Consider the following 13,704-nt stretch of genomic DNA (forward strand, 5'->3'; position numbering starts at 1 on the left):
TTACATGAGGCATTAAGAAGATGCCTCATGTTTATTACAGTACACTTTTAACTGTGTAACCACTTCATTAAACCCTGTTTGTAGTGCAAATAATAACGCTTCATCGACCTTATTTTGCGCAGCTAAGCTTTCTATCTGCTGGCAAATGTCACTTAACTTTAACGCTGCAACCGATTTAGCAGATGACTTTAAACCATGCGCCTGAAAAGATAAATCGGCGTAATTTAAACTATGTGTATATGCTTCAATTAATTTAACTTGCTCATAAGCGGTTTGTAAAAACGCCTGAAAGACTAAACAATGTACATGCGTATCTTTTCCTAACATCGAAAACAATAAAGGCATATCTAATTGACTGTACATAGAGCTTGCTTGCGCTGTGATTTGCAGCGGCTGTGTATGCGAAGGAACAATGCCTTGCGAGTGTTTCATTAACAGTGCTTTTAGGCTTTCAAGCTCTATCGGTTTAGTTAAAAAACCGTTCATCCCAGCGCTGTAACAATCCTGTATGTTTTTTTCCATTATATTGGCAGTAACAGCAATAATTATTAGCTCATTGAACTGTGTGTTTTTTCGGATTTTTTTAGCCAATTCAAGGCCATTTAACAACGGCATTTGAATATCGGTAAGTAGCATATCGAAGGACTTATCTTGGAGCATTTGCCAGGCCTGTTCGCCATTATTTGCAAACGTTGAGTTAACGCCAAGCATGGTCAGTTGCTGCTTTAAAACCTGCTGATTAGTCAGTTGATCTTCTGCCACCAGCACATTTAATACTGGGAGCTTACCTGTGGCAGAGCCTGCGGACTCACTGCTGGGGTGACTTATCGGCTCATCAGCTTGTATAGTGGTTAAAGCGCTTTCTTTAAAACCATTAAAGCTAATAGTAAAACACGCGCCTTTATTTATTTGGCTATTTACTTGTAGCTGCCCTTGCATACGCTCTACAAGCTCTTTAGTAATAACTAAACCTATGCCCGTACCATGTGTTTTACTGGTCTCAGCCCCTAGTCTATCAAAGGGTTTAAAAAGCCTTAAAATATCATCTTCTGAAAAACCGCACCCTGTATCTTCAATATCAATATTACAGCGGCTTGAATCAGCAATCTCGCAACGTATATCTATTTTACCTCGCACTTTGTTATATTTTATTGCGTTGGAAAGTAAATTAAGCAGTACCTGTTTAAAACGGCGCTTATCTACATATAAGTAAATACCTTCTAGGGAGTCAATATTGTGAGTATTTATAGTAACAAGCTCAACTCTGGCAAGTTCGCTCACCATTTCAATACTATGCTGTAGCATGTCTTTCACGGAGGCATATTCAAAATTAAACTGCATATTCCCCGACTCAATAGAAGTTAAATCTAGCACGTCGTTTATTAGTAAAAGTAAATGCTCCCCAGCTTGGTAAATACTTTGCGCATTGTCTTTGTGTACCTCGGTTGCTTTACGGTCATATTGATAAAGCTGCGCTAACCCTAAAATAGCATTTAACGGCGTTCTAAGCTCATGGCTCATACTCGCCATAAAGTCAGATTTAGCCTTACTGGCCGACTCGGCTTGAATTCTCAGTGCGTTTACTTTTTGATGATTAGTAGCAACCTCACCGGCCATTTTATTAAATGCATTTATGACGCTGCCAATCTCATTTTTTTGCTGAACGCTAACGTGGCAATCAAAGTTCCCTTTAGCCAGTTTAGAAAAGGCGACTTCGAGCGCCCGTAAAGGGCTGGTAATTCTATAATCGACCAACCAAGCTAAGCCAATAAAAAACACCACAAGTATAAAAAACTGAATATAAATTAACGTGTAATGTAGCTTAGCCGCTTCGTTTACTTTGTCTTCAAAATTAACGACTAACGTTATTTCAGCCAAAGGTTTATCTAAAAAAGTAATGTGCTCATTTAACGTAACATTGCCCTGCTGAGCTAACAGCTGCCACTCATCTAAAGGATATAACTGATTACCTGTAGAAGGCTCTACTACTCTAATTGCTTTCCAATTAGGGTTTGTATTAAGTTGCGCGTCTATTTGCTCATAAAGCTGTGCGTATTGGCGAGTTAATAAAGGGGTTTTTATTGATGTAGATAGTTGCTGTAAAGAGCGCTGCGCTGCGCTAGAAAGGCCATTGTTTACCCACCTAGCTTGCTCTGGCAAAGCGTAAAAAATAAATAAGCATATTAATAAAAAGCCAAATGCCATTACCGCAATAAAGCTTTGAACCCTTAGGCTGCGCCACCAGTTAATTTTCAACATAAAACGAGCGTAAACCCCATTGCGTTAATTGTTTATAATCGTCAATGCTTGCTTTACTTGGGTTAATTATAGGAATACCCGCTAGTAAGTGTTTTTGTTTAGGGTCGCTCCCTATTTCTATAATTGCTTGTTGAACTTGCGCTTGTACCTGATTATTTACTCTAGGGTGAACCACAATGGGGTGGCGGCTAACCTTACGCGTTTTGTAAATAACTTTTAGCTTTTGCTGCAAATTTTGAGGCTGTTGCTTTAATGTGCCCATTACCCCGCCGCCGGCAGGCGTTGCGTTAAGTGCCACATTTAAATAAACAGATGAGTGCGTTTGAACATACACAGGCTTTATTGTTAAGCCATACAATAAGGCAAGCTCCGCCCGCATTAATAAAGAAGCGCCTAATGCATTAGGCGCAGGAAAAGCAATTTCGGCGCCTTCAAGCTGCTCAACGGATTCAATATTACTGTTTTTATTGACCACTAATACGCCTTGCAAATGGCGCGCAGCATCTTTCACTATCGGTAAATAGCCTTGCTTGTCGTAAGCAATCACACTATGCCATGGGTTCATATAAGCAAAATCGTAATCGCCATCTGCAAACCCTTGCTCAAAAACCGGGATTGATTCCACGGTAACCAGCTTTAGTTGCACGCCTGTTTTTTCGGTTACTTTATTAAGAAAGGGCTGCCATATTGCAGTGAGTTTTTGTGGCTCATATTGCGGAACTACACCAAAAGTAAAGGTTTGAGCATAGACACCCATACTATTGAATAAAAAAAGCAAAACAACACTACACTTCATATTAGTCTTACCGTTGTAGGTTTATGACTATAAGCATAGTTAACGAGTGACTAACGCACCATTTTTATTACGTAGAAATTAAGAGGTTATTTAATTTAGGAGGTTTAAGAAAGTTTCAACAAAAAGATTAAAGCAGGCGCCCATACACACCTGCTTAAATATATTACTGCCAGTACGGCTCTATATCAAAAGACGCTAAACGGCTTTGCTCCATTGCACTGACTAAGTAATCTGACTTTTGATCTAGCCACTGTTGAATTTTAGCCAACTGCTCGTCTTCTTGCCCGCCGCAAAGCTGCTTTAAATATTCCAGCGTGCTGAGCTCGTACATACCATGAGAAATATCCAGCCACGGCAGTCTAAATTCTAAGCGCTCTTCTTTGTCAAACAATGACCCTAAGCAATTACCGCTTAATAAGCTGTTTTCTAATTGGGTGCGTAAGCTTAAATAATCTTGTGCTGTAAGCGTTTGCTCTTTAGGAAGTAGCTTATCTAAATTTTGCCAATCTTTATTAAATAAACGTTTTGCAATTTTAGCTACTGGCTGCTCTGCCGCCTGTAGTTGAGTTTGCCCCCAAAACTTACGCCATTGTTTATCTACCAACCAAGTAGTCAACGACAGCAATAAACGATTGTATCGCGCGCTTTGAAACAAAGCATTAATATCATCAATGCTTGGCTGTAGCTCTTTTAAATCGTTAATAACTTGCGCTAATGCAGGCGCTGCATTTATTTTTTTATAAAATGCATGTCGTTTAGATGTATAAGTTTTTAGCTGAATTGCATTTTCAACCCAGGCTAATTCACTTAACAGCCACTTTAACTCTGTTCTTAATTGCTCAGTACTGTCTTTACTTACAATATCATCAAACAACCAAAAATTATGCCTAATTAAGCTAATGCCATCAGTCACACGTTTGAGCGTTTTTAAACTTGGTTTGTCAAAGTAACACTGCTCATGCTTTTGCACAAAACGAATACCAAAGTTCATGGCCTCTATTAGTGCTTGCTCTTGAGTTGCTTGTTTTTTTAATTTTACAAACCCAATAGACTTACTTGGTTTAAGCGGTGTTTCATCGGCTAGTCGGTAGCCTCTAGCTGCTTTTGAATAAAGCCCTAAACGAATACAGTTTTGGCTAACAAGTTTATCTGCCAAAGCAAATAGCTCGTCTCTGTTGCCCTCAACAAGCTCTATTTCTAGTTCGCTAATAATATCAACCTTACCTGATGCAGCTATTTCGCCTTTATCTAGCACGACTTCAATTTTTGCGCCATTTGGGGTTTCTATTAACCAAGTACGACGAATAAAGTTAGTGCTAAAAATAGGATATAAATTATCGCTAATAGCATTTACTTGCATACCATGAGGCCAAATAGCATTATTAAATGCTAATAAATCAGGACGGCTTGATTCAATTGGTAAGTTGTATTCAGGACGTTGGTGTAGCCCACCCACAACTTCGCCAGCAAGCTTTATTGTTTGTTCGCATTTACTGTCGGCACAGCGGGTTCTAAAACCTATATCAAGGGCTCTTAGCTCTCTACTTGGGGTATCGTAATAAGCATTTTGCAAACTACGTGAAGGTTTATTAATAACCGTTTTAGCAAATTGTGTGATTAGCGAGGGGATCAGTGGAACAACGGCATCTGATACCAAAAACTTCAGTTCTATCTCAGTATCCATTAGGGTTGAGGATTACCTTTAAAATAAATAAGTGCTCAAAATAAACAAAGCCACCCCATTTTGCAAATTTTTTAACCTTTTTGGCTGAGCAACGCCCGCACTGGGTTACAATATCAACCTTGCTATTAACGCGTTTAATCCATACTATCTCACTACTTATGTGAAAATCTCAATCACAACCACAACGGACACGGATAGACTAACAAGGTAGATAAATGCTAAAACACTGTTTACTAGGGCTACTTTTAACAGCCACCTCGTTTATAAGCCAAGCACAAGAAGCTCAAACAGCCAATTCATCAGATGCAAATTCAGCTTATATAATCGATAATCTATATACCTTTATGCGCTCTGGCGCAGGTAAAAACTACCGCTTACTTGGCTCTGTAGATGCGGGTACTAAATTAACCGTGCTATCAAAAGAAGAAAACGGCTTTATAAAAATAAAAGACGATAAAGACCGTGAAGGTTGGGTTGAATCTAAATTTATATCGCAAACACCAGGGCTTCATCAGCAGTATCAAACACTCAGTAGCGAAATGAGCACAGTGCAAAACAAACTACGCCAAGCACAAGTTGAGCTACCTCAGTTACAAGAACATAATCAAAGCTTAACTAATCAAAACAAATTGCTTAATCAACAAATTACTGAGCTGCAAACAACACTTGAGCAAGAACGTGCTCAAAAACAAGCTGCCACTGCAAAAGAAAAACGCCAACTACTTACTTATGGTGGCGCTATTGCTTTTATAGGTTTGTTTTTAGGTATTATACTTACCGTTGTACTTTCGCGCCGTAAGCGCTACGAAGGGTGGGCTTAATTAACCTAAACCTTGGTTAACTAAGTTTAATAGCCGCTGGCTAATCTTTAAAAAAGCACCCTTAGGTGCTTTTTTAATGTGTGTGTAATGTATTGCAATAAGCATTTGGTTTTTAAATATCCAAACGTAAACCAGGATCCTGCTTAATTTTTTCTATTACCATGTAAGTATGGTGAGTACCTACTCCCGGAATATCGACTAAGTCTCCTAGCACCTGTCGATACTCATCCATATCCGAGACCCTAATTTTTAGCAGGTAGTCGTACCCTCCCGCTACCATATCGCACTCTACAACTTGCTCAATTTTAAGTATATGCTCTTTAAATACTTTAAAAACAGCCGTGTTAGATGTCACCAGCGATACTTGCACATGCGCTACTAAGCTCTGATTCAGCTTTTGTTCGCTAAGCTTTGCAAAGTACCCTTCTATATAGCCTTCTTGCTCTAAACGTTTTACACGGTCAAGGCATGGACTAGGACTTAAATTAACCTGTTTTGCTAGGTTAACATTAGAAATTCTGCCGTTCTTTTGAAGAACGTCTAATATTGCTAAATCGATACGATCAAGCAGGCGTAATCTATTTGGACTTGTCATACAGAATTTTATACGGATAAGTTGAAAATATGCCCTGTAAATTATCGTAAATCGTGAAATTTAACCAGCATATTCTGCTGAAATTTAATTAGAATGCACGCATTACATCACTGGTAATTTATTGGTAGCAAAGTTGCTTTAGCTCAACAGCCCAAGCACATAAATTTTGTTCTACTATTTACATATTAACATTCCTAAGGGTTGCTTATGTTATTCAATGGCGATTTGACAACAACCTGTCCTACAAGACAGAAAATTCGTGATTTTTACCGCATTGATGAAAATGCTGTTATTGATCATATTTTACCACTTGCAGAAGTGGGTGTTAAAGCACGAAGTCGTGCATGGGAAAGAGCTCGCCAGATTGTTTTAAACATTCGAAAAGATCAAGACGGTCAAAGCGGTGTAGACGCACTTTTAAATGAATTCTCACTCTCTAGTGAGGAAGGTGTAGTGTTAATGTGTTTGGCCGAAGCCCTACTTCGCGTACCAGACAAAGCCACGCAAGATACGTTAATTCGTGACAAACTTGCTAAAGGTGATTGGAGTTCTCATTTAGGAAGCAGCGATTCTTTATTTGTTAATGCTTCTTCGTGGGGATTATTAGTAACCGGTAAAATGGTTAACTACACAGATAAAACCAAAGAACAGCAATTTGGCATGCTTAAAAAGACCATAGGTCGTTTAGGCGAGCCTGTGATCCGCAAATCTGTAAACTTTGCCATGAAAATTATGGGTAAGCAGTTCGTTATGGGTCGCACCATTGACGAAGCCATTGAACGCGCTGCTGAAAAAGAGCAAAAAGGCTACGTTTACTCATACGACATGCTAGGCGAAGGCGCGCGCACAATGAAAGATGCCAAGCGTTACTTCGACAGCTACATGAACGCAATCCATGCAATTGGTAAAGCGGCAAATGGCCGTGGCCCAGTTAAAAGCCCAGGTATTTCAGTTAAACTTTCTGCTATTCATCCACGTTATGAGTTTACGCATAAAGACCGCGTAATGGCCGAAATTGTACCTAAACTAAAAGAACTCGCGCTTGCTGCTAAAAAATACGACATTGGCTTTACAGTTGATGCTGAAGAAGCTGACCGCTTAGATATTTCGTTAGATGTTATAGAAGCGGTATTTAGCGATGAAGATTTAGGTAACTGGCAAGGTTTTGGTTTAGCCGTACAAGCATACCAAAAGCGCGCTATTTTTGTTATTGAATGGGTAACTGAACTTGCTACTCGTGTAGGCCGTAAAATGATGGTTCGCCTTGTAAAAGGTGCCTACTGGGATACAGAAATTAAAACCACGCAACAAGATGGTTTAGAGCACTACCCAGTATTTACGCGTAAAGCAACTACCGATGTATCTTACAAAGCTTGTGCTATTAGAATGCTAGAAGCACGCGATGTACTGTACCCGCAATTTGCAACACACAACGCTTACACTGCAGCCACTATTTTAGAAGTTGCTAAAGGCGATAACACCGGATTTGAATTCCAGCGTTTACACGGTATGGGCGAATCTTTATTTGACCAAATCGTAAATGAAGAAAAAATTCAATGCCGTGTTTATGCACCCGTTGGCCAGCACGAAGACCTACTTGCCTACTTAGTACGTCGTTTACTAGAAAATGGCGCTAACTCATCATTTGTAAACGCCATTGTAGATACCACTAAACCTGTTGAGTCGCTATTACCTGATCCAGTAGAAACACTGCAAGGTTTACGTAATAAGTACAATACGCAAATTAAAATGCCAATCGACTTATACGGCGACGAACGTGCTAACTCTAAAGGCATGGACTTAACCGATATTAATGTAATTACGCCATTCAAAGAAAATCTTGAAAGCTGGTTTAACGAGCATTTAATTGATCAAAGCCAAGTACCTGAAGGCGCATTAGCGGTTAAAAACCCAGCTAATCACAACGAAATCATCGGCCACGTTAAACTGCAATCTGGCGATGAGATGAAAGACATTTTGGCCAATGCAGAAGCGGCGTTTGAGTCATGGTCACAAACATCTGTAAAAGAGCGTGCTAATTTATTACGCCGCGTGGCAGATATTTTAGAGCGTCACCACGACGAGCTCGTCGCTATATGTATTAAAGAAGCCGGTAAAATTGCGCAAGATGGTATTGACGAAGTACGTGAAGCCGTTGATTTTTGTCGTTACTACGCGGCACGTGCAGAAGAACTTGCAGGTGATGAGCGCTTTGAAGCACGCGGTGTAATTTTATGTATTAGCCCGTGGAACTTCCCGCTTGCGATTTTCTTAGGTCAGGTGGCCGCTGCCATTGTGACTGGTAATACTGTTATTGCAAAACCTGCAGAGCAAACAAGCTTAATCGCACTTCGCGCTATTGAGTTAATGCTTTCGGTTGGCTTACCAGAGCATGTAGTACAGCCGGTGATTGCCCGTGGTTCTGAGGTAGGTAAAACAATTGTACCTGATGAGCGTATTCAGGCAGTTATGTTTACCGGTTCTACAGAAACAGGCACACTGATTTCACAAACACTGGCTGCGCGTAACGATATTCAAGTACCGTTAATTGCAGAAACCGGTGGCCAAAACTGTATGATTGTGGATTCAACAGCGCTGCCAGAGCAAGTTGTTGATGATGTAATAAGCTCAGGTTTCCAAAGTGCAGGCCAGCGTTGTTCAGCACTGCGTGTATTGTTTATACAAGAAGATGTAGCCGATGGCATTATAGAAATGCTTAAAGGCGCACTCGCCGAGCTGCATATTGGCGACCCGTCATTACTTTCTACCGATGTAGGCCCAGTAATTGATGAAAAAGCCCTTAAAACGCTAAATGATCATGTTGAATACTTAAAAGGTAATGCAACACTTCATTACGAGTGTAAGATCCCTGATAACACCGAAAATGGCGCCTACTTTTTTGCGCCTCGTTTATACGAAATCGAAGATTTATCAGTACTTAAACGTGAAGTATTTGGTCCATGTGTGCACATTGTTCGCTTTAAAGCGAATGATATCGACAACGTGATTGACCAAATTAACAACACAGGTTATGGCTTAACAATGGGTGTTCACTCACGTATTGAAGAGCGTTGTGAGTACCTAGCTAAAATGTCGCGTGCGGGTAACGTATATGTAAACCGCAACATGATTGGTGCCATTGTAGGTGTGCAACCATTTGGTGGCCGTGGTTTATCTGGTACAGGCCCTAAAGCCGGTGGCCCTAACTACCTGCAGCGTTTAGTAAAAGAGAAAGCATCACCTGATAACGTGCAAATGACTAACCTAACGCCAGATGAGCTTGATTTACACCATTACAGCGGTGCAAACGAGCAAGTTGAAAAGCTAATGGCTAACTCAATGCGCGATGAGAAAATTTGGCGTGCAACACCGCTAAATGACCGTGTATCGGCTGTTCGTCAGCTGCTTGCTAAAGTAGCAACGGTCGAAATTATTGATGACCTAGCGGACGATTTGGCATTAACGCTTTCAGAAGCGCGTGCACAACTTAACCGTTTAGAAAAGCACATGCGTAAGTTTACTACTTTGCCTGGGCCTACTGGTGAATCAAACACCTTGCACCTTGAAGCACGTGGTTGTGTAGTATGTTATGCAGATAAAAGCACGTCATTTAACTTTTGGGCGCTTTCAATCATCACAGCACTTGCCGCAGGTAATACAGTAATTACCGTAGCATCAGAGCTATTTTACGATGAAGCGGTAGCCTTTAAAGATAAGTTTATTGCCACAGGCGTTGCTGAGGGCGTGTTCCAGGTTGCAAAACCTAATCAACTACAAGCTATTTTGGCTCACCCTCACTTAGCGGGTGCGGTGGTTGCTGCACGTTCGTCTCGTTTAGGTTACTTCAGCCAACAACTTGCACAGCGTAAAGGTGCTATTTTGCCAGTAATTACTTCAGAGTATTACGATACGTTAATTAAGCGCTTAATTACTGAAAAAACGATCAGTATAGATACTACCGCATCTGGTGGTAATACTTCACTGATGACCCTAGTAGAAGATGACGAATAGCCCATCTAGTACTAATTAACTAAAAATGTAAAAAAGGCACTTAAAAGTGCCTTTTTTTTTACCCTGCAACGTATAATGATGCTAATTTAAACAAAGACCCATTACAGAAGTAAAAAAATTGAAAGTTATCTCTATTTCGCAATTACAGCCTGGCATGTTTGTTCAAAGTGTTACAAAACAAACTGGGCGCATTAAAATTAAAAACCAAGGCTGGGTTAAAACTCAGGCGAGTATCGATAAGCTCAAAAAAGCGGGCATTTTAGAAATAGAGATAGATCCAGATAAAACATTAACTACACCCGAGCCCGACACTCAAGCCCCAGCGCCTAAGGCAGAGATTAAAAAACGCGACCCTTGGCTTAAAGTTCACAGTAGTGAACAAGAAATGGGCAAAGCTAAAAAGCTCTACGACGAAGCTAAAACACTTCAAAAAAAGGCCTTTGGCGATATAAAAGCGGGTAGAGATATAGACATAGCGCCTTTTAAAGAGCTTGCCAGTGGCTTTATGGACTCTATTTTTAGAAACCAAGATGCCCTAGCCTGCTTAACCCAAATGCGCCAAAAAGATGCTTACTTATTAGAGCACTCTATCAACGTTTCTATTTTAATGGGTATTTTTGCAAAGCACTTAGGCATAGAGCGCGACATTATTGTAGAGCTCACTACAGGTGCTTTGTTACATGACATAGGAAAAATTAAAATTCCTGACGAAGTGCTCAATAAACCGGGCCGCTTTAGTGATGACGAATTTAAAATTATGCAAAACCATGCTCTGTATTCTAAGCAAATTTTGGAAGAGTCAGGGTTAACGGGAATTGCTGTAGATATTGCCGGCCTACACCATGAGCGCTTAGACGGAAAAGGCTACCCGTTTGCCAAAAAAGGTGATGAGATAAGCCAATACGTGCGTATGGCGTCAATTGTAGATGTATATGATGCACTTACGGCAGAGCGGGTATATAAAGCAGGTATGGAGCCTATAAAAGCGTTTAAAATTTTAAAAGATGGTTGCCCTGATAGCTTTGATGGTGAGCTACTTACTAAGTTTATCCAATGTATTGGCATTCACCCTGTAGGCACCTTAGTGCGCTTATCTAGCCAAAAAGTAGGCTTGGTTACACAGAGTAACCCTGAAACACCTTTAAAGCCGGTGGTTAAAACATTTTATAGTGCTAAACACGGTCGCTACACGGAAATGCAAGATATAAACTTGGCAAATAAAAAAACAGCTGACAAGCTCGAATCAACTGTTAAGCCGACCGACTACAACATTGATTTAGAGCGCTTTTACAAAAACGCTATTTTACCTTGAGTTAAAAAGTAAAGCCGCAGTTTTGCGGCTTTACTTTATTAGCTGCGCTTTATTGCGGCCAATCCTGCAAAGCTTTAATACTGAATTCATAACCATCAAAATCAAGTACACTTTGCTCTGGGGTAATTTCGCGCACTCTTAGTGCCCCTATGCTCTCCCCTTCGTGTAGCTCTCTGCCATTAAGCTTTATCCAGCGTTTATCTGCACTTGAAGAGTATATATGTGCTTGGTATTTAATGCTTGGTAGCATGGCTTGTAAACCATCTGGTAATAGCTCAACCGGTTTAACTCGAGATGAACTGCGTGAGGCCTGCGTTACTTCGTAATCTTGTTCTTGCTCCGAGTCTTTTATCGCTTGTGCAAAGGCATCTTTTAATTTACTCGGTACAGCATCAAGCTCCGGGCTACTTTGCGGCGCTTGCGTGCTTGGGGTATTTTCACCATTCAGTGGTTTTCCAAGCACTTTGTACTTACTCATATCTAAACCTGCTGAGCTTGTATTTTGTGCTTGCGGCTGCATAAATTGCGTGTTTTGGCCGTGTGCATTATAAGCAAGTGGATTATAGCTTTGCGTATTAGGTAGCTGTGCATTGTAAGTCGGCTGATTAAACGCATTTTGATTATACCCGTTAGCATTTATAGGGGTTTGCACATTGTAACCTGGTTGCTGCTGCGCCGGATTATCATTAATAGGGATATACTGCCCTTGTGGGGTAAGCAACATTTTTTGTACCCCGGTAGGTGTTTGTACATACACCAACTGCCCTTCAATCGTTGCTTTATTACTATTTTTTTCAGCCTCTGAAGAAGGTGATGTTACAGGCTTTACGGCTTTATTTAGCGCTATAGCTGGCTCATCTGTTACTGCTTGTTTTTGTTTTTTGCTATCAGTGCTAACAACGTCAACCGGCTGGCTTGTTTTTAATAGTGCGCTGCTTTGAAACCACTTACCCGCTGTAAAGCCACCCGCTATGGCAATAAATGCTGCAATTGCGCCGCCAAGTAGCCACACCATTTTTTTATAGCGCGTAAGTGCTTGCTGCTGCTTTAACTGCGCTGACTGCAAATCATATTGCTCGGCGCTCATATCTGCTTGTTGAGATTGCTTTAATGCATCTAATAAATAAGACATAAATTACCTAACTATATAATAAACGACATGCCGACACCTACTGCAAACAAAGCAGCAAATGCTAAGTAATAATAAACACGGCCAGTGGATTTAGGCGCATTATTCTGCGCAGCCACAAAATCCATAGGCAGTGATTCTTGGGCTGATTGTTTTATAATATCACTATCAACAATAAGCTGCTGCTTAGAAAAAGCCCCGACTAACGCGCGCTCACAGACTAAATTCATTAAGCGTGGAATGCCGCCAGTTAACTGATGTACAGCTTGCATCGCATCAAGCGAAAACACGCCTTTATCACACCCGGCAATATGTAAACGATGCTTTATATACGCAACTGTTTGCCCTTGGGTGAGCGGTAATAAATGATACCGTGCTGTAATTCGCTGCGCCAACTGCCTAAGCTCAGTACGTTTTAATAATGCCTGAAGCTCTGGTTGACCCACTAAGACTATTTGTAACAGTTTTTTATGATCAGTTTCTATGTTGGTTAATAGTCGTAATTGCTCAAGCACATCGGGGGCAAGGAGCTGCGCTTCATCAATAATTAAAATTGTGTGCCCGCCCGCTTTGTTATTAGCCTCTAAGTGCTGCTTAATAATGTCGGTTAAACTTTTAAGGGTGGCATTTTGGGCATCGTAAGTAATGTTTAGCTCATCACAAATACTGGCCAAAAGCTCAAGCTCCGACAGCGCCGGATTATGGATCATTGCAACTTGAGTATTCTCTGGCAGTTGCTCTAACATACTGCGGGTAATGGTGGTTTTGCCTGTTCCCACTTCGCCGGTTAGCAATACAAACCCGCCATCTTCGCCTAAACCATAGGTTAAGTGGGCAAGTGCCTCTTTGTGGCGTTCGCTTAAAAATAAATAATGGGGGTTGGGCGAGATCGAAAATGGCTTTTCGCTCAAGCCAAAGTAGCTTAAATACACCGCAATGTTCCTTCGTCATTAAAACTCGGCCTATAATGGCAAAAAAAACGACAAAGTAACAACGTTGTATGCGCTTTATTATTGAAATAACGTAAATTTATGTAAAACAAAAAAGCGCCGCTAAATTTAGCGGCGCTTTTGTATTAAAGTTAAGTGCTTGGCTAT

Annotated in this window: 9 protein-coding genes; 3 read left to right on the forward strand and 6 right to left on the reverse strand. The window is 40.7% G+C overall.

The window, feature by feature from the left end:
- Window positions 1-12: 12 nt before the first annotated feature.
- From PSH41_RS13550 to PSH41_RS13560, 3 genes are all read right to left on the reverse strand, one after another.
- Window positions 13-2,259, reverse strand: coding sequence for an ATP-binding protein (locus PSH41_RS13550; RefSeq protein WP_273589279.1), 2,247 nt, complete (start codon window positions 2,257-2,259; stop codon window positions 13-15).
- On the reverse strand, window positions 2,246-3,055 hold the full coding sequence (locus tag PSH41_RS13555; protein ID WP_273589278.1) for a phosphate/phosphite/phosphonate ABC transporter substrate-binding protein: 810 nt from the start codon (window positions 3,053-3,055) through the stop codon (window positions 2,246-2,248). Before PSH41_RS13555 ends, PSH41_RS13550 begins: the two co-directional genes overlap by 14 nt.
- Window positions 3,056-3,218: 163 nt before the next feature.
- Entirely contained in the window at window positions 3,219-4,739 is a 1,521-nt protein-coding gene (locus PSH41_RS13560; protein ID WP_024034312.1) for a CYTH and CHAD domain-containing protein, read from the reverse strand.
- A gap of 215 nt (window positions 4,740-4,954) precedes the next feature.
- On the opposite strand from PSH41_RS13560, the gene PSH41_RS13565 reads away from it, so the two are divergent.
- Window positions 4,955-5,560: a TIGR04211 family SH3 domain-containing protein gene (locus tag PSH41_RS13565; protein ID WP_024034313.1), complete on the forward strand. Its 606-nt coding sequence runs from the start codon at window positions 4,955-4,957 to the stop codon at window positions 5,558-5,560.
- A 112-nt stretch (window positions 5,561-5,672) separates the two neighbouring features.
- Here the strand turns inward: PSH41_RS13565 and PSH41_RS13570 are convergent, their stop codons facing one another.
- Entirely contained in the window at window positions 5,673-6,155 is a 483-nt protein-coding gene (locus PSH41_RS13570; RefSeq protein ID WP_055252943.1) for a winged helix-turn-helix transcriptional regulator, read from the reverse strand.
- A 207-nt stretch (window positions 6,156-6,362) separates the two neighbouring features.
- On the opposite strand from PSH41_RS13570, the gene putA reads away from it, so the two are divergent.
- Together putA and PSH41_RS13580 are read left to right on the forward strand one after the other, a co-directional pair.
- Window positions 6,363-10,166, forward strand: a complete 3,804-nt coding sequence (gene putA, locus PSH41_RS13575) for a bifunctional proline dehydrogenase/L-glutamate gamma-semialdehyde dehydrogenase PutA (protein WP_273589277.1) — start codon at window positions 6,363-6,365, stop codon at window positions 10,164-10,166.
- A 118-nt stretch (window positions 10,167-10,284) separates the two neighbouring features.
- The gene (locus PSH41_RS13580) at window positions 10,285-11,478 is read left to right on the forward strand and encodes an HD-GYP domain-containing protein (protein WP_273589276.1); all 1,194 of its coding nucleotides are present in this window, start codon (window positions 10,285-10,287) and stop codon (window positions 11,476-11,478) included.
- A 49-nt stretch (window positions 11,479-11,527) separates the two neighbouring features.
- Here PSH41_RS13580 and PSH41_RS13585 read toward each other — a convergent pair whose 3' ends face one another.
- Both PSH41_RS13585 and PSH41_RS13590 read right to left on the reverse strand, forming a co-directional pair.
- Window positions 11,528-12,610 carry a general secretion pathway protein GspB gene (locus PSH41_RS13585; RefSeq protein WP_273589275.1) on the reverse strand — a complete coding sequence of 361 codons (1,083 nt, stop codon included), beginning with the start codon at window positions 12,608-12,610 and terminating at the stop codon, window positions 11,528-11,530.
- A gap of 11 nt (window positions 12,611-12,621) precedes the next feature.
- Entirely contained in the window at window positions 12,622-13,539 is a 918-nt protein-coding gene (locus PSH41_RS13590; RefSeq protein ID WP_024034318.1) for an ExeA family protein, read from the reverse strand.
- Window positions 13,540-13,704 lie beyond the last annotated feature (165 nt).

It is taken from the genome of Pseudoalteromonas sp. CST2, from assembly GCF_028599385.1.
GTDB lineage: Bacteria > Pseudomonadota > Gammaproteobacteria > Enterobacterales > Alteromonadaceae > Pseudoalteromonas > Pseudoalteromonas atlantica.